16 protein-coding genes are annotated in these 16,044 nt (G+C 60.9%); 10 read left to right on the top strand and 6 right to left on the bottom strand.

Annotated elements, in window-relative coordinates; genetic code table 11:
- Window position 1 precedes the first annotated feature (1 nt).
- The 3 genes from V3W39_RS10590 to V3W39_RS10580 form a co-directional block, all read right to left on the bottom strand.
- Entirely contained in the window at window positions 2–637 is a 636-nt protein-coding gene (locus V3W39_RS10590; RefSeq protein WP_177043549.1) for a thiol:disulfide interchange protein DsbA/DsbL, read from the bottom strand.
- A 169-nt stretch (window positions 638–806) separates the two neighbouring features.
- Window positions 807–1,412, bottom strand: coding sequence for a c-type cytochrome (locus tag V3W39_RS10585; protein ID WP_010168648.1), 606 nt, complete (start codon window positions 1,410–1,412; stop codon window positions 807–809).
- 33 nt (window positions 1,413–1,445) lie between these two features.
- Window positions 1,446–1,748 (bottom strand): c-type cytochrome, encoded by a 303-nt coding sequence (locus V3W39_RS10580; protein WP_177112282.1) that lies wholly within the window; start codon window positions 1,746–1,748, stop codon window positions 1,446–1,448.
- A gap of 192 nt (window positions 1,749–1,940) precedes the next feature.
- Here V3W39_RS10580 and yihA point away from each other — a divergent pair, with 192 nt between their 5' ends.
- The gene (gene yihA / locus V3W39_RS10575; RefSeq protein WP_177043551.1) at window positions 1,941–2,582 is read left to right on the top strand and encodes a ribosome biogenesis GTP-binding protein YihA/YsxC; all 642 of its coding nucleotides are present in this window, start codon (window positions 1,941–1,943) and stop codon (window positions 2,580–2,582) included.
- A 266-nt stretch (window positions 2,583–2,848) separates the two neighbouring features.
- Here the strand turns inward: yihA and polA are convergent, their stop codons facing one another.
- Window positions 2,849–5,641 (bottom strand): DNA polymerase I, encoded by a 2,793-nt coding sequence (polA, locus tag V3W39_RS10570; RefSeq protein ID WP_330212602.1) that lies wholly within the window; start codon window positions 5,639–5,641, stop codon window positions 2,849–2,851.
- Between the two features lie 74 nt (window positions 5,642–5,715).
- Here polA and V3W39_RS10565 point away from each other — a divergent pair, with 74 nt between their 5' ends.
- Together V3W39_RS10565 and V3W39_RS10560 are read left to right on the top strand one after the other, a co-directional pair.
- A complete protein-coding gene (locus V3W39_RS10565) occupies window positions 5,716–6,006 on the top strand; it encodes a DUF2782 domain-containing protein (protein WP_177043553.1) in 291 nt (96 codons plus the stop codon).
- A gap of 56 nt (window positions 6,007–6,062) precedes the next feature.
- Window positions 6,063–7,016 (top strand): homoserine kinase, encoded by a 954-nt coding sequence (locus V3W39_RS10560; protein ID WP_177079069.1) that lies wholly within the window; start codon window positions 6,063–6,065, stop codon window positions 7,014–7,016.
- Between the two features lie 118 nt (window positions 7,017–7,134).
- On the opposite strand, the gene V3W39_RS10555 is transcribed toward V3W39_RS10560, so the two are convergent.
- Entirely contained in the window at window positions 7,135–8,064 is a 930-nt protein-coding gene (locus V3W39_RS10555; RefSeq protein ID WP_259199984.1) for a zinc ABC transporter substrate-binding protein, read from the bottom strand.
- A 58-nt stretch (window positions 8,065–8,122) separates the two neighbouring features.
- Here V3W39_RS10555 and V3W39_RS10550 point away from each other — a divergent pair, with 58 nt between their 5' ends.
- From V3W39_RS10550 to V3W39_RS10535, 4 genes are read left to right on the top strand one after another with little or no spacing between them, the layout of a single operon-like run.
- On the top strand, window positions 8,123–8,605 hold the full coding sequence (locus V3W39_RS10550) for a Fur family transcriptional regulator (RefSeq protein ID WP_003214819.1): 483 nt from the start codon (window positions 8,123–8,125) through the stop codon (window positions 8,603–8,605).
- Window positions 8,605–9,390 (top strand): zinc ABC transporter ATP-binding protein ZnuC, encoded by a 786-nt coding sequence (gene znuC, locus V3W39_RS10545; RefSeq protein WP_330212601.1) that lies wholly within the window; start codon window positions 8,605–8,607, stop codon window positions 9,388–9,390. The genes V3W39_RS10550 and znuC overlap by 1 nt, the downstream gene beginning before the upstream one ends.
- Window positions 9,383–10,171, top strand: a complete 789-nt coding sequence (znuB, locus tag V3W39_RS10540) for a zinc ABC transporter permease subunit ZnuB (RefSeq protein WP_010168631.1) — start codon at window positions 9,383–9,385, stop codon at window positions 10,169–10,171. The genes znuC and znuB overlap by 8 nt, the downstream gene beginning before the upstream one ends.
- A gap of 37 nt (window positions 10,172–10,208) precedes the next feature.
- Window positions 10,209–10,928 carry a PA5502 family lipoprotein gene (locus V3W39_RS10535; RefSeq protein WP_177043557.1) on the top strand — a complete coding sequence of 240 codons (720 nt, stop codon included), beginning with the start codon at window positions 10,209–10,211 and terminating at the stop codon, window positions 10,926–10,928.
- Between the two features lie 100 nt (window positions 10,929–11,028).
- Here V3W39_RS10535 and katE read toward each other — a convergent pair whose 3' ends face one another.
- A complete protein-coding gene (gene katE / locus V3W39_RS10530) occupies window positions 11,029–13,170 on the bottom strand; it encodes a catalase HPII (RefSeq protein ID WP_177130041.1) in 2,142 nt (713 codons plus the stop codon).
- A 268-nt stretch (window positions 13,171–13,438) separates the two neighbouring features.
- Between katE and V3W39_RS10525 the strand changes: the two genes are divergently transcribed.
- Genes V3W39_RS10525 through V3W39_RS10515 form a run of 3 tightly spaced genes read left to right on the top strand, consistent with a single transcriptional unit; the run spans window position 13,439 to window position 15,945 of the window.
- Window positions 13,439–14,446 carry a methionine ABC transporter ATP-binding protein gene (locus V3W39_RS10525; RefSeq protein WP_003214829.1) on the top strand — a complete coding sequence of 336 codons (1,008 nt, stop codon included), beginning with the start codon at window positions 13,439–13,441 and terminating at the stop codon, window positions 14,444–14,446.
- On the top strand, window positions 14,446–15,120 hold the full coding sequence (locus V3W39_RS10520) for a methionine ABC transporter permease (RefSeq protein WP_010168623.1): 675 nt from the start codon (window positions 14,446–14,448) through the stop codon (window positions 15,118–15,120). The genes V3W39_RS10525 and V3W39_RS10520 overlap by 1 nt, the downstream gene beginning before the upstream one ends.
- Window positions 15,121–15,171: 51 nt before the next feature.
- Entirely contained in the window at window positions 15,172–15,945 is a 774-nt protein-coding gene (locus V3W39_RS10515) for a MetQ/NlpA family ABC transporter substrate-binding protein (protein ID WP_177043559.1), read from the top strand.
- The last annotated feature ends 99 nt before the right edge of the window (window positions 15,946–16,044 follow it).

Below are 16,044 nucleotides of genomic sequence, written 5' to 3'. Positions count from 1 at the left end.
CTTACTTGGCTGCGCGCTCTTTGGCGATCAACTGGTCGGCCACGTTCAGTGCTTCCTTTTCGCCACCGGCACTGCCGATGTCGAAACGGTACTTGCCGTCGACGATCAGGGTCGGCACGCCTTGCACGCCGTATTTCTGGGCCAGTTCCTTGTATTGGGCCATCTTGCCCTTCACAGCGAACGAGTTGAATGTCTCAAGGAACTTGGTTTTGTCGACGCCTTGGGTGGCAACGAAATCGGCCATGTCATCAGGCTTGAGCAGACGCTTGCCTTCTTTCTGGATGGCGTTGAACACGGCGGCGTGCACCTTGTGCTCTACACCCATGGTGTCCAGGGTAATAAACAGCTGGCCGTGGGCATCCCATGGGCCGCCGAACAGGGCAGGAATACGTTTGAAGTTCACGTCCTCAGGCAGCTTCTCGACCCACGGATTGATGACCGGCTCAAACGCGTAGCAATGCGGGCAGCCATACCAGAACAGCTCCACCACTTCGATCTTGCCCGGTACGGAAACCGGGACAGGATTGGCCAATTCAACATAGGTTTTACCGGCTTCAAGCGGCACGTCGGCAGCTTGTGCGGTCATGCCGAAAAGGCTGGCAGTGACGAGAGCGGCGCTGAGGATCAGATTACGCATGCTTTACTCCTGGACAAATAAAGTCGCCTCACGCGACCTTTGTTGTGACAGGTCTACGCGGGCATGAGTTCGTTAGTGTAACGGCACCGGCCACAAAAAAGGGCGGCCTAAGCCACCCTTTTTATGCTTGCATCGACGGATTAATCGAGCGTTAACGTAGCCGGGACACTTAGTGCAGGCCCTGGATGTATTGGGACACGGCTTCGATGTCCTTGTTGCTGAGTTTCCCGGCGATGCTCTGCATGATCTTGGTGTCGCCGTCGTTGGTGCGATTACCTTCGCGGAAGTCCGTCAGCTGCTTGCCGATGTACTGGGCATGCTGGCCGCTCAAGTGCGGGAAGCCAGCAGCCGCAAGGCCTGCGCCGTTAGGCGAGTGGCAGCCGATGCAGGAAGGCATGCCTTTTTCCAGGTTGCCGCCACGGAACAATTCCTCACCGTGGGCCACCAGTTTCGGATCAGCAGCTCCCACGCTGCCCTTTTGGCTGGCAAAATACGCCGCGATATCTGCCAGGTCCTGATCGCTGAGGTTGGTCAGCAAGCCGGTCATTTCCAGGACCGTACGCTTGCCGTCCTTGATGTCGTGCATCTGCTTGGTCAGGTAACGCTCACCCTGGCCGGCCAGTTTTGGAAAGTTTGGCGCCGGGCTATTACCGTCCGGTCCATGGCAAGCACCACATACGGCGGCTTTCGCCTGGCCGGCAGTGGCGTCGCCTGCGGCATGGGCAACACCGGTGATGCCCAAGGTCAACAGCAGACTCACGATCAGTTTGTTCATCAGCTAATCCAACTACGGCTAAGGGTTAAAGAGTTATGGACCGGGTTTACTCACCATCAACTGAATGATGGCCTGGTAATCCTCGGTACTGCAGTCCATGCACAAACCACGCGGCGGCATCGCCTTGAAACCCTGGGTCACGTGTTGCACCAGCGTGTCCATACCTTGAGCCAATCTTGGCTTCCAGGCTGCCTGGTCACCCCGTTTCGGGGCGTTGGGCAACTGTCCGGCATGGCAGGCCCCGCAAACGCGGTTGTACACAGCCTCCGGATCCTGTGTAGCCTGCGCACTGTAAAGTGGCATCAAGACACCGAGGGCCAGCAGCCACTTGGTCATACATCGACCTTTTCAGGGTTTGAGAGCGTTTTGCGTTCTAATGCGCAATAAAGGTCTATCGCTCCCGTGAACTTCATCCTTCGCTGGGACAAAGCACACACAAAATCTGCGGCATTATATACTGGCGCTACTGAAACGGAAACGACACCGCTTGCCGCACCCATTCCCGGCACCGCCCACATCGGAAAACTCATGCAACTCAAGAATCCCATCCTCGGCCTGTGCCAACAGTCCACCTTCATGCTCAGCGCCGCAAAAGTCGACCAATGCCCCGATGACGAAGGCTTCGAAGTCGCATTCGCCGGCCGTTCCAACGCCGGTAAATCCAGCGCGCTGAACACCCTGACCCACGCCAGCCTGGCCCGCACCTCGAAAACCCCGGGGCGCACACAGCTCCTCAACTTCTTCAAGCTAGACGATGATCGGCGTCTGGTCGACCTTCCGGGCTACGGTTACGCAAAAGTACCTATCCCGCTGAAGCTGCACTGGCAGCGTCACCTGGAAGCCTATCTGGGTGGCCGGGAGAGTTTGAAGGGTCTGATTCTGATGATGGACATCCGTCATCCAATGACCGACTTCGACCTGTTGATGCTCGATTGGGCCGTCGCCAGCGGCATGCCGATGCATGTCCTGCTGACCAAGGCCGACAAGCTGACCTACGGCGCAGCGAAAAACACCCTGCTCAAAGTGCAGGCAGAAATCCGTAAGGGTTGGGGTGATGCGGTCACTATCCAGCTGTTCTCGGCGCCAAAACGCATGGGCCTGGAAGATGCCTACACCGTGCTGGCAGGCTGGATGGAACTGGCTGACAAGGGTTCGGAGGTCGCCGAGTAAAAACTCGGGGCAAAAAAAACCCCGGACTTCGTATGGGGAGGGGAAGTTCGGGGTCCAAGTTCCGGACCGCTAGGGCGGGGTCCAGATATCTGCCAACACTTAACACAACATAGGAGCATTGAAGGGCTTCACCACCCATTCAGTAACTCTGAGTAGCAATTCACGGGTTAAGTTCCGGCACGTTCAAAAAACTATTGGAAATAACCCGCGGCGTTTTCCGATCTATAGCGCCACCGCGGCATGACGCCGCGGCCCAAGCCCAGCGCTTAGTGCGCCTCGTCCCAGTTGTCGCCCACGCCGACGTCTACTACCAGCGGCACATCCAGCTTCACCGCCTCGCTCATGTGCTCACGAATCTTCGCGCTGACTTCAGCCACCAGGTCCTCACGCACCTCCAGCACCAATTCATCGTGCACCTGAAGGATGACCTTGGCGTCCAGGCCCGAGGCCGTCAGCCAGTTGTCGACCTTGACCATGGCCTTCTTGATGATATCGGCTGCAGTGCCCTGCATCGGCGCGTTGATCGCCGTACGCTCGGCGCCAGCGCGCTCCTGGGGCTTGTTGGAGTTGATATCCGGCAGGTACAGGCGGCGCCCGAACAGGGTTTCCACGTAGCCCTGGTCAGCCGCCTGGGCGCGGGTACGCTCCATGTACTCGCGAACCCCCGGGTAGCGGGCGAAGTACACATCGATGTAAGCCTTGGCGGTCTTGGTGTCGACGCCGATGTCCTTACCCAGCTTCTGGGCGCCCATGCCGTAGATCAGGCCAAAGTTGATCGCCTTGGCACTGCGACGCTGATTGGACGTGACCTCGGTCAACTCAACCTTGAACACCTCGGCCGCCGTGGCGGTGTGCACGTCCAGGTCGTCGCGGAACGCATTGAGCAAGCCTTCGTCCTTGGACAAGTGCGCCATGATGCGCAGCTCAATCTGCGAATAGTCCGCCGCCAGCAGCTTGTAGCCCTTGGGCGCGACAAATGCCTGGCGGATGCGCCGGCCTTCGGCGGTACGCACCGGAATGTTCTGCAGGTTCGGATCGCTGGAGGACAGGCGCCCGGTCGCCGCGACGGCCTGGTGATAGGACGTGTGAACGCGCCCGGTACGCAGGTTGATCTGTTCCGGCAGGCGGTCGGTGTAGGTGCTTTTCAGCTTGCTCATGCTGCGGTACTGCATCAGCACTTTCGGCAACGGATAGTCATCTTCAGCCAATTTGGCCAAGACTTCCTCGGCCGTCGACGCCTGGCCCTTGCCGGTCTTCTTCAGCACGGGCAGCCCGAGCTTCTCGTAGAGAATCGCTCCCAACTGCTTGGGCGAACCGAGGTTGAACTCCTCGCCGGCGATTTCATACGCCTGGCGCTCCAGGTCCACCATCTTGTTACCCAGCTCGATACTCTGGATACCCAGCAACGCCGCATCCACCAGGGCACCCTGACGCTCAATGCGCGCCAGCACCGGCACCAGCGGCATCTCGATGTCGGACAATACGCTGGCCAGGGTAGGAATAGCGGCGAGTTGCTTGTGCAGTTCCTGATGCAAGCGCAGGGTCACGTCGGCGTCTTCCGCCGCATAAGGCCCGGCCTGCTCCAGGGCAATCTGGTCAAAGGTCAGTTGCTTGGCGCCCTTGCCGGCGATGTCCTGGAAGCTGACGGTGTCGTAGTCCAGGTATTTCTTCGCCAGGCTGTCCATGTCGTGGCGAGTCGCGACGGAGTTCAGCACGTAGGACTCAAGCATGGTGTCGAAGGCGATGCCGCGCACGGTGATGCCATGTGCCGGGTCGCCGCCGATGGCGCAGTTGGCCAGGATATTCATGTCGAACTTGGCGTGCTGGCCGACCTTGAGTTTTTGCGGGTCTTCGAGCAACGGCTTCAGGGCCAGCAGGACGGTGTCCCGGTCCAGCTGTTCCGGCGCACCAATGTAGGAGTGGGTCAGTGGAATGTAGGCCGCTTCGTGGGCCTGTACAGCAAAGGACACGCCAACCAGTTGGGCTTGCTGGGCATCGATACCGGTGGTTTCGGTATCGAAGGCGAACAGCTTGGCATCGTTGAGTTTCTTCAGCCAGACATCGAATTGAGCCTGGGTAAGGATGGTTTCGTACACCGATTCCACAGAAACCGGGGCGACCGTCTCAACCGCTTCTTCAGTGACAGCCGCCGAGGGCGCCGCACTCAACTCGACCCGCTTGGCATCACGCTGAATCTCGTCAATCCAGCTCTTGAACTCCAGCAGCGTGTACAGCTCCAGCAGTTTCTCGCGATCCGGCTCGATCAGGTGCAAGTCGTCCAGGCCCACATCCAGCGGCACGTCGATCTTGATCGTCGCCAACTGGTACGACAGGAACGCACTTTCCTTGTGTTCTTCGAGCTTGGCGACCAGGGTCTTGGCGCCACGAATCGGCAGGGTCGGCACGATATCGAGTTGCTCGTAGAGCTCTTTCAAACCACCGTTGACGCCCACCAGCAAGCCGGAAGCGGTCTTTGGACCAATGCCCGGAACGCCCGGGATGTTGTCGGACGAGTCGCCCATCAACGCCAGATAATCGATGATCTGCTCGGGAGCGACACCGAATTTCTCCTTCACGCCCTCAACGTCCATGGCGCTACCGGTCATGGTGTTGACCAAGGTAATGTGCCCGTCCACCAGCTGCGCCATGTCCTTGTCACCGGTGGAAATCACCACCGGCCGGTCAGCGGCCGCGCTGCTGCGGGCCAGGGTGCCGATCACGTCGTCCGCTTCAACGCCTTCGACGCACAGCAGCGGGAAACCCAGGGCGATCACGCTCTGGTGCAGCGGCTCGATCTGCACGCGCATGTCATCCGGCATGCTCGCGCGGTTGGCCTTGTATTCGGCGTACAGGTCATCGCGAAATGTCCCGCCCTTGGCGTCGAACACCACCGCGAACGGGCTGTTCGGGTACTGCTTGCGCAGACTTTTGAGCATGTTCAGCACGCCCTTGACCGCGCCGGTGGGCAGGCCTTTGGAAGTGGTGAGCGGTGGCAGCGCGTGAAAGGCGCGGTACAGGTAAGAAGAACCGTCCACCAGGACGAGGGGGGCTTGGCTCATGAGCAGGATCAACCTTTTCGGCGGGTCAGGCGCTAGAATAGCCGGACCAATGACGACAAAGGGACAAGGTTATCATGCGTACAGTAAATCGCCTGTTGTTGACCGGCTTGATTGCACTTACTCCGATGGCGGCCATGGCGGCAGATACTGCCCCCACGGGCGACCCGGAAGTCACCATTCGCACGGAAGGCGACAAGACTATTCAGGAATACCGCCAGAATGGTTTCCTGTACGCGATCAAGGTGACCCAGAAAGGCTTTCCGCCGTATTTCCTGGTGCGCGCGGACGGAACCGATGCGAACTTCATCCGCTCTGACCAGCCGGATATGCTGATCCCGTCATGGAAGATCTTCGAATGGAAATGATTTCTTAACTTTAATCGGCGCTGCTCCCCGCAGCGCCCGTAACGGCAGTTTTAACCATGTCTGTGTTCACCCCCCTGGCTCGGCCCGAGCTGGAAACCTTTCTTGCCCCTTACGGGCTCGGCCGCCTGCTTGATTTCCAGGGGATTGCCGCTGGTAGTGAAAACACCAATTTCTTCATCAGCCTGGAACAGGGCGAATTCGTCCTGACCCTGGTCGAACGCGGCCCCGTGCAGGAAATGCCGTTCTTCATCGAACTGCTGGACGTGCTCCACGACGCCGACCTGCCGGTGCCTTACGCCCTGCGCACCACCGACGGCGTGGCCTTGCGCGAATTGGCCGGCAAACCGGCGCTGCTGCAACCGCGCCTGGCGGGCAAGCACATCAAGGACGCCAACGCCCAGCATTGCGTGCAAGTGGGTGAATTACTCGGCCACCTGCACCTGGCCACCCAAGGCGAGAAGGTACTGGAGCGCAAGACTGATCGCGGGCTGGACTGGATGCTCAGTGAAGGCGCGCAACTGATTTCGCACCTCGACGCGCAACAACAGGGCCTGCTGCAAGCTGCGCTGGATGAGATCGAGGCGCACAAGGCGCAGATCCTCGCGCTGCCCCGGGCAAACATCCACGCCGACCTGTTTCGCGATAACGCGATGTTCGAAGGCACCCACCTGACCGGGCTGATCGACTTCTACAACGCCTGCTCGGGGCCGATGCTCTACGACGTGGCGATTGCCCTGAATGACTGGTGCTCGGACGCCGACGGCGTGATCGACGGCCAGCGGGCACGGGCATTGTTGGGAGCGTATGCGGGATTGCGGCCGTTTACCGCCAAGGAAGCGGAGCTGTGGCCGACCATGTTGCGTGTGGCGTGCGTGCGGTTCTGGCTGTCACGCCTGATTGCCGCGGAATCGTTTGCCGGGCAGGACGTGCTGATTCACGACCCGCGAGAGTTTCAAGTGCGTTTGGCGCAACGCCAGCAGGTCAAGACTCCGCTGCCGTTCGCGTTGTAGCACACGGTCAGTGTGGGAGCTGGCTTGCATGCGATAGCGGTGGGTCAGTTACATTTGAGTCAGCTGGCCCACCGCTATCGCAGGCAAGCCAGCTCCCACATTTGATCTGCGTTGTGGCTTATAAAGACTCCAGACACCCAGCCAGGTCATTCCCCAGCTTTTCCAGCACCTGCTCATACCCCTGGGCCGAGGCCGGCGTGTATCCGCCCAACGCATCCAGCTCCGCCAGCTTCACCGGCAAACCGGCCACCAGCGTTTCCGCCAGACGCGGCCGCAGCGGCGGCTCGCTGAACACACAGGTCTTGCCCACTTCCTGCAACCGCGTGCGCATCGCCGCCACATGCTGGGCGCCCGGCTGCACTTCCGCGGCCACGCTGAATACACCGGTGTGCTTGAGGCCGTAGGCATCCTCGAAGTAATCGAACGCCTCATGGAACACGAAGTACGGCTTGCCGGCGACATCCGCCATACGTGCTTTCAAGCGCGCGTCCAGCGCGTCCATACGGCCATCAAACGCCTTCACGTTGCTCTGATACCGCTCGGCGTTGGCTGGGTCAGCAGCACTGAGGTCCGCCGCCATGCGGTTCGCAATCACCCGGGCATTGACCGTCGACAACCACAAATGCGCATCCAGGCTACCCGGGCGATGATCGTGATCGTGTTCGTCGGCATCTTCAGCGTGGGAGTGGCTATCTTCGGTGAACCGGCGCAGTTTCATCCCCGCAAGGTCCTGCACGGCTACCGTCGGCAAGCTGCGGCCTTTCAAGACGCGTGGCAGAAAGCTCTCCATGTCCGGGCCAATCCAGTACAGCAGGTCCACCGACTGCACGCGCCGTACGTCGGAAGGCCGCAGCGCATAGTTATGCGGCGACGCGCCCGGCGGCAGCAATACCTCGGGAATCGCCACGCCGTCCTGCACGGCGGCGGCAATCAGCTGTAACGGTTTGATGCTGGTCAGCACCCGAACCTCCGCCTGGGCGGCACCTGCAAGCAACAAACTGGTGACAAATACGACAAAAACGGGAAAAAGTCTGGACACGATGACCACTCAAGGAGGCAGGAACAGGTAACATAATAACGTCTCTCACAAATATCTGTCGCCGCTCATGCCTAAAACACCGCTTGCCAGCCGTCCCCATGACCACTCTCACTGCGTGCACAGCGCACTGTCAGAGGCCGACGCCTTGTGCGCGCGCCAAGGCCTGCGCCTGACCGCCCTGCGTCGCCGGGTGCTGGAGCTGGTGTGGCAAAGCCACAAGCCGCTGGGTGCCTACGACATCCTCGGCGTGCTCAGCGAGCAAGATGGCCGCCGCGCCGCGCCGCCCACGGTGTACCGCGCGCTGGACTTCCTGCTGGACAACGGCCTGGTGCACCGCATCTCGTCGCTCAACGCCTTTGTCGGCTGCAACCACCCGGAACACGCGCACCAGGGCCAGTTCCTGATTTGCCGCGAATGCCACGCCGCCATCGAGCTTGAGCAAAAAAGCATCAGCGACAGCATCATCAAGAGCGCCGGCGACGTCGGCTTCAAGGTCGAAGGGCAAACCGTCGAAGTCGTCGGTGTGTGCTCGGGCTGCCAGGGGGCTTGATGAGCACTGCGTTAATCCGCCTGGAGCAGGTCGGGGTCACGTTCGCCGGGCAAAACGTGCTGGACAACATCGCCCTGAGCGTCGAACCGAGGCAGATCGTCACGCTGATCGGCCCCAACGGCGCCGGCAAGACCACCCTGGTGCGCGCCGTGCTCGGCCTGCTCAAGCCCGACAGCGGCAGCGTATGGCGCAAGCCGAAGCTGCGGGTCGGCTACATGCCGCAAAAGCTGCATGTGGACCCGACCTTGCCCCTGTCGGTGCTGCGCTTCCTGCGCCTGGTGCCCGGCGTAGACCGTGCCCGCGCACAGTCGGCCCTCAAGGAAGTCGGCGCCGAACAGGTGATCGACAGCCCGGTGCAAAGCATCTCCGGCGGCGAAATGCAGCGCGTGCTGCTGGCCCGCGCCTTGTTGCGCGAGCCGGAACTGCTGGTGCTGGATGAACCCGTGCAAGGCGTCGACGTCGCCGGCCAGGCCGAGCTGTACAGCCTGATCACCCGCCTGCGCGACCGCCACGGTTGCGGCGTGCTGATGGTCTCCCACGACCTGCACCTGGTGATGAGCACCACCGACCAGGTGGTGTGCCTCAATCGCCACGTGTGCTGCTCCGGCCACCCGGAACAGGTCAGCGGCGACCCGGCCTTCGTCGAGCTGTTCGGCAAGAATGCCCAGAGCCTGGCGATTTATCACCACCATCACGACCACGCCCATGACCTGCATGGCGCCATCGTCGATGACCCCGCCGCCACCCACACCCACGTTCATGGAGATAGCTGCAAGCATGGCTGATTTTCTGCTCTACGCCCTGCTGGCAGGCTTGGCTCTGGCGCTTGTAGCGGGCCCACTGGGCTCGTTCGTGGTCTGGCGGCGCATGGCCTATTTTGGCGACACCTTGTCCCACGCCGCGCTGCTGGGCGTGGCCATGGGTTTTCTGCTGGATGTGAGCCCGACCATCGCCGTCACCGTCGGCTGCCTGTTGCTGGCGGTGCTGCTGGTGACCCTGCAACAGCGCCAGCCGCTGGCCTCGGATACGTTGCTGGGCATCCTGGCGCCGAGCACCTTGTCCCTTGGCCTGGTGGTGCTGAGTTTCATGCATGAAGTGCGCATCGACCTGATGGCCTATCTGTTCGGCGACTTGCTGGCGATCAGCCCCACCGACCTGGCCTGGATCCTCGGCGGCAGCGCGGCGGTGCTGGTGTTGCTGGTAACCCTGTGGCGCCCACTGCTGGCAATTACCGTCCACGAAGAACTGGCCACCGTCGAAGGCTTGCCCGTGGCGGCGCTGCGCATGACCCTGATGCTGCTGATCGCCGTGGTGATTGCTGTCGCGATGAAGATTGTCGGCGTATTGTTGATCACATCGCTGCTGATCATCCCGGCCGCTGCGGCCCAGCGTCACGCCCGCTCGCCGGAGCAAATGGCGGTTGGCGCCAGCCTGTTGGGGATGCTTGCGGTGTGTGGTGGCCTGGCGCTGTCCTGGTTCAAGGACACCCCGGCCGGGCCGTCGATTGTGGTCACGGCGGCCGCCCTGTTTCTGCTGAGTTTTGTCCTGCCCCGTCGCGGGGTGTAGACTTGCTCGCTTTTTGCGCAATTAGAGAGTCGCAGGAATGAAGCTGTTCAACTTCCGTTATCTGCTCCTTGCCGCATTTTCCTTGCTGCTGGGCGCCTGCCAAAGCACCCCGCCCGCCGCCCCAGAGGCGCCGGACGCGCGTGCTGCGGCCATCGCACAGCTGGAGCAAAACCTCGCCAGCAGTGAACTGGCCACCGCCGAAGACGAGCTGGCCGCGCTGCAGGCCCAATCGCCCAACGACCCGGCATTGGAGTCTTATCAGCGCCAACTGGCCGAAGCCTACTTGCAGCGCAGCCAGATCGTCCTGCAAAAAGGTGACGTCAACGCCGCCGCCACAGCCCTGAGCCGCGCACGGGCATTGATGCCCAAGGCACCGGCGCTGACCGGTGGCGTCAACAGCGCGATCACCCACGCCCGCAAAGTCGAGCTGGATAAAGCCGAAGCTGCGCTGAAAGCCGCCGAAGCCAAGCCACCCGCCAGAGTCATCGACCCTGCGGCCGAAAGCACCACGGTTGCGCTGAACCTCACCGACATCGAGGCGTTGCGCCATCAACTGGATGAGATCGCCACCGATGTGGTGAATTACCAGTGTGACGTGAGCATCCAGGCGCCGCGCACCGAAGATTACCCATGGCTGGCCACATTGCTGACCAAACGGGTGAAGCGCATTGATTCGGGGTATGACCTGAAGATTCACCGGCAGATCCTGAAGAAGGTTCCGGCGCAGGTTGTGCTGATTCCGCGCAAGACCGAATAAAGCATCGCAGGCAAGCCAGCTCCCACACTTGAATGTATTCACAATTCAAAATGTGGGAGCTGGCTTGCCTGCGACAGCGGTCTTACAAACAACCAATAACTTAAGCCGGAACAGCTTTAGCCTTCGGCTCCCGATCCCAGACCCGATGCTGGGCAATCGCGGCAAAAAACGCCTTCAACGCCTTCGCATCACCGCCCACTATCAGCCCCGCATCCGCCTCAAGCTTGAGCACATCCAGCAACTGCTTCGCCTCACCGGCCAAGGCAATCGCCTTCAAGTGCTTGTACGCCTCCAGCAAGTAATGCAACGCCACGCCATCGCCGCTCAACGCCTGCACTGACTTGGCACCGCCCGGCACAAACACCGCATCGAACGCCACCGACGGCAAGCCCTCCATGGAGGCATCCACCGGCAGGCTCTTGCCATCGGCCGTCGTCACCGGCGCCGAGGTCGGCCCCAGCAGCTTGGCGTGCGCACCGGCGGCTTCCAGCGCCTTCTTCAGCGCCGCAATCGCGGCACCATCAACACCGTTCGCCGCCAGAATCGCTACTTTCCGGGTCTTGATATCACCCGACAGCAAGTTGGCCTGGCTCAATGCCGGCGAACGTTCCGGAGACGTCTTGCGCTCCGGCACCGTGCCTTTCTTCGGCGCTGGCAAGCCCAGGTTCTGCGCCACACGCTTGGCCAGCTCCAGGTCGATGTTGGCGAGGATCTCGTTCACCTGACGCGCCCGGATGAACTCGCGCTCCACCTTGCCCAGCTCGAAGCTGTAGGCCGCGATGATGTGCTCCTGCTCGTGCTTGCTCATGCTGCGGAAAAACAAGCGTGCTTGGGAGAAGTGATCGCCGAACGACTCACTGCGCTCACGGATCTTGTGGGCATCGATGCGCTCTGGATACGTCTCAAAACCACCGTCTTCGGCAGCCGGCGGGGTTTCTTTCGGCCAGCCACCATCAATCGAGTTCGGCTCGTAGGAGGCACGCCCCTTGTCGATGGTGGTGCGGTGCATCGCGTCACGCTGCCCGTTATGGAACGGCGCGACCGGACGGTTGATCGGCAGCTCATGAAAGTTCGGCCCGCCCAGTCGGCTGATCTGCGTATCGGTGTAGGAAAAAAGGCGACCTTGCAGCAGCGGGTCATTGGAGAAGTCGATACCCGGCACGATATGTCCCGGACAGAACGCCACTTGCTCGGTCTCGGCAAAGTAGTTGTCCGGGTTGCGGTTGAGCACCATCTTGCCCAGCGGCGTGATCGGCACCAGCTCTTCGGGGATCAGCTTGGTCGGGTCGAGGATGTCGAAATCGAACTTATGCTCGTCTTCCTCGGCGATGACCTGCACGCCCAATTCCCATTCCGGGTAATCGCCGCCTTCGATGGATTCCCACAGGTCGCGACGGTGGAAGTCGGTGTCTTTGCCCGCCAGCTTCTGCGCCTCGTCCCACACCAGGGAACAGGTGCCGACGGTAGGCCGCCAGTGGAATTTGACGAAGTTGGATTTGCCCTCGGCATTCACCAGGCGGAAGGTATGCACGCCAAAACCCTGCATGGTCCGCAGGCTCTTTGGAATTGCGCGGTCGGACATGGCCCAGATCACCATGTGCGCCGACTCCGGTTGCAGCGAGACAAAATCCCAGAACGTATCGTGGGCCGAGCCGCCGGTAGGAATTTCGTTGTGGGGCTCAGGTTTTACCGCATGCACGAAGTCAGGAAACTTGATCGCGTCCTGAATGAAAAATACCGGCATGTTGTTGCCCACCAGGTCGAAGTTGCCTTCGTCGGTGAAGAACTTCACGGCAAACCCACGCACGTCACGCACGGTATCGCCCGAGCCGCGCGGGCCCTGCACCGTGGAGAACCGCGCAAAGACCGGGGTTTTATGTTCGGGGTTACGCAGGAACCCGGCCTTGGTCAGCGCCGAATGGTTTGCATAGGTCTGGAAATAACCATGGGCGCCGGTGCCGCGGGCATGGACGATACGTTCCGGGATGCGTTCATGGTCAAAGTGCGTGATTTTCTCACGCATGATGAAGTCTTCCAGCAGCGAGGGGCCACGGGAGCCGACCTTCAAGCTGTTCTGGTTATCGGAAACCTTCACGCCCTGGTTGGTGCGCAGCGCCTGGCCGGTCGCGTCGGAGCGGAAAGTTTCCAGGCTTTGCAGCTTGGCGTTGGTGTTGCCACGGTCCAGAGTGTCGGTACCCGCAAGTTCGCTCTTGGGCGGGGTAACTGGCTTTTTAGTGCTCATCAGACAAAAACTCCTCGTTTGCGTAGGCCAGAGCGATCCCCGGCTCTTCTTGAGCAAAACCCCAGGCACGGCACCCGGGAATTTCGAGTTGCTTAAGTAGTGACTGACACGGTTTTGCACCGTTCCTTTTTTATGAACTTTGATCGCGTTATTGCCAAATCGCTGGTCGGATGAGAAATAAATGCTAAGAAACGCTATACGGACAGGCTAAAATGCGCGCCCGGCTAACCGCTGATCCCTTTTTAATGCGCCCCACAAGGTTCGCTACGTGATCGAGTTTCATAACGTCCATAAAACCTACCGGGTCGCCGGTAAGGATATCCCCGCGCTGCATCCCACCAACCTGCGCGTCGAAAATGGCCAGGTGTTTGGTCTGATCGGCCATTCCGGTGCGGGAAAAAGTACTTTGCTGCGTCTGATCAATCGCCTGGAGCAACCCAGCGGCGGTCAGATCAAGGTCGATGACGAAGAAGTCACCGCCCTCGACGCCAACGGCCTGCGCCGTTTCCGGCAACAGGTCGGGATGATCTTCCAGCACTTCAACCTGCTGGCGTCCAAGACCGTTGCCGACAACGTGGCGCTGCCGCTGACCCTCGCGGGCGAACTGTCCCGCAAGGAAATCGACCTGCGGGTGGCCGAACTGCTTGCCCGGGTCGGCCTGTCCGACCACGCCAAGAAGTACCCGGCGCAGCTGTCGGGCGGCCAGAAGCAGCGCGTCGGCATCGCCCGCGCCTTGGCCACCAAGCCGAAGATCCTGCTGTGCGACGAAGCCACCAGCGCCCTCGACCCGCAGACCACGGCCTCGGTCCTGCAACTGCTGGCCGAGATCAACCGCGAGCTGAAGCTGACCATCGTGCTGATCACCCATGAAATGGACGTGATCCGCCGGGTCTGCGACCACGTGGCTGTGATGGATGCCGGTGTGATCGTGGAGCAAGGCACCGTCGCCGACGTGTTCCTGCACCCCAAGCACCCGACCACCAAGCGTTTCGTGCAAGAGTCCGAGCAAGTCGACGAAGGCGAGCAGCGTGATGACTTCGCCCACGTGCCGGGCCGCATCGTGCGGCTGACGTTCCAGGGTGAAGCGACCTACGCGCCACTGCTGGGTACCGTCGCCCGCGACACGGGTGTGGACTACAGCATCCTTGCCGGCCGTATCGACCGCATCAAAGACATCCCCTACGGGCAACTGACCCTAGCCGTCACCGGTGGTGACATGGAGGCCGCGTTCGCCGCCTTCACCGCGGCAGACGTCCATATGGAGGTGCTGCGCTAATGGAAATCCTGTTGAGCTTTTTCTCGAATATCGACTGGTCGGAAATCCTGCTCGCCACCGGCGACACCATGACCATGCTGTTCGGCTCGCTGCTGTTCACCGTGCTGCTGGGCTTGCCGTTGGGCGTGCTGCTGTTCCTGTGCAGCCCGCGCCAGCTGTTTGAACAAAAAAACCTGTACGCCCTGCTGTCGCTGATCGTGAACATCCTGCGCTCGCTGCCGTTCATTATTCTGCTGATCGTGATGATTCCGTTCACGGTGCTGATCACCGGCACGTCCCTGGGGGTTGCCGGTGCGATTCCGCCACTGGTGGTGGGGGCCACGCCGTTCTTTGCGCGCCTGGTGGAAACCGCGCTGCGTGAAGTGGACCGCGGGATTATCGAAGCGACCCAGGCCATGGGCGCGACCACCCGGCAGATCATCACCAACGCCTTGCTGCCCGAAGCTCGCCCCGGCATCTTCGCGGCGATTACGGTGACGGCGATTACACTGGTGTCCTACACGGCCATGGCCGGTGTGGTGGGTGCCGGTGGCCTGGGTGACTTGGCGATCCGGTTTGGCTATCAACGCTTCCAGACCGACGTGATGGTAGTCACCGTGGTGCTGCTGTTGATCCTGGTGCAAATTCTGCAAACCGTCGGCGACAAGCTGGTGGTGCACTTTTCTCGAAAATAACGGCTATTGCCGGCGCGAAGCCGGCCAATACCCGAACAAGGAGCTTGTTGAATGAAAAAACTACTGGTTGCTTTCGCCGCCGTTGCCGCGTTTTCCGCCCACGCCGCCGAAACCCTGACCGTGGCCGCGTCCCCGGTGCCTCACGCTGAAATCCTCGAATTCGTGAAGCCGGCCCTGGCCAAAGAAGGCGTGGACCTGCAAGTCAAAGTCTTCACCGACTACGTCCAGCCCAACGTACAGGTGGCCGAAAAGCGCCTGGACGCCAACTTCTTCCAGCACCAGCCGTACCTGGACGAGTTCAACAAAGCCAAGGGCACTCACCTGGTGAGCGTCGGCGCTGTGCACCTTGAGCCTCTGGGCGCTTACTCCAGCAAGTACAAAAAACTGGAAGAGCTGCCAAGCGGCGCCAACGTCGTGATCCCGAACGACGCCACCAACGGCGGCCGTGCGCTGTTGCTGCTGGCCAAGCACAACCTGATCACCCTGAAGGACCCGACCAACATCCTGTCGACCATCAAGGACATCACCGGCAACCCGAAAAACCTGAAATTCCGCGAACTGGAAGCCGCCACCCTCCCGCGCGTGCTGACCCAGGTCGACCTGGCGCTGATCAACACCAACTACGCGCTGGAAGCCAAGCTGGATCCATCCAAGGACGCCCTGGTGATCGAAGGCAATGACTCGCCTTACGTGAACATCCTGGTGACCCGCGAAGACAACAAGGATTCGGACGCGGTGAAGAAGCTGGTAGCAGCCCTGCACACCCCGGAAGTGAAAGCGTTCATTCTCGAGAAGTACAAAGGCGCGATCCTGCCGGCGTTCTGATCCATCAAATGTGGGGGCTGGCTTGCCTGCGATGGCATCGCTGCGGTGTATCAATAACACCGCGCCGCCTGTATCGCAGGCAAGCCAGCTCCCACAGTT

The sequence above is a fragment of the Pseudomonas sp. Z18(2022) genome (genome assembly GCF_036346535.1).
GTDB classification, from domain to species: Bacteria; Pseudomonadota; Gammaproteobacteria; order Pseudomonadales; family Pseudomonadaceae; genus Aquipseudomonas; species Aquipseudomonas yamanorum_A.
Note: the sequence above shows the minus strand (reverse complement) of the source record. Positions and strands in the feature narration are given on the sequence as shown.

Coding starts and splice junctions, on each gene's coding strand:
- V3W39_RS10590 (WP_177043549.1), bottom strand. CDS start 637: ATGCGTAATCTGATCCTCAGCGCCGCTCTCGTCACTGCCAGCCTTTTC.
- V3W39_RS10585 (WP_010168648.1), bottom strand. CDS start 1,412: ATGAACAAACTGATCGTGAGTCTGCTGTTGACCTTGGGCATCACCGGT.
- V3W39_RS10580 (WP_177112282.1), bottom strand. CDS start 1,748: ATGACCAAGTGGCTGCTGGCCCTCGGTGTCTTGATGCCACTTTACAGT.
- yihA (WP_177043551.1), top strand. CDS start 1,941: ATGCAACTCAAGAATCCCATCCTCGGCCTGTGCCAACAGTCCACCTTC.
- polA (WP_330212602.1), bottom strand. CDS start 5,641: ATGAGCCAAGCCCCCCTCGTCCTGGTGGACGGTTCTTCTTACCTGTAC.
- V3W39_RS10565 (WP_177043553.1), top strand. CDS start 5,716: ATGCGTACAGTAAATCGCCTGTTGTTGACCGGCTTGATTGCACTTACT.
- V3W39_RS10560 (WP_177079069.1), top strand. CDS start 6,063: ATGTCTGTGTTCACCCCCCTGGCTCGGCCCGAGCTGGAAACCTTTCTT.
- V3W39_RS10550 (WP_003214819.1), top strand. CDS start 8,123: ATGCCTAAAACACCGCTTGCCAGCCGTCCCCATGACCACTCTCACTGC.
- znuC (WP_330212601.1), top strand. CDS start 8,605: ATGAGCACTGCGTTAATCCGCCTGGAGCAGGTCGGGGTCACGTTCGCC.
- znuB (WP_010168631.1), top strand. CDS start 9,383: ATGGCTGATTTTCTGCTCTACGCCCTGCTGGCAGGCTTGGCTCTGGCG.
- V3W39_RS10535 (WP_177043557.1), top strand. CDS start 10,209: ATGAAGCTGTTCAACTTCCGTTATCTGCTCCTTGCCGCATTTTCCTTG.
- katE (WP_177130041.1), bottom strand. CDS start 13,170: ATGAGCACTAAAAAGCCAGTTACCCCGCCCAAGAGCGAACTTGCGGGT.
- V3W39_RS10520 (WP_010168623.1), top strand. CDS start 14,446: ATGGAAATCCTGTTGAGCTTTTTCTCGAATATCGACTGGTCGGAAATC.
- V3W39_RS10515 (WP_177043559.1), top strand. CDS start 15,172: ATGAAAAAACTACTGGTTGCTTTCGCCGCCGTTGCCGCGTTTTCCGCC.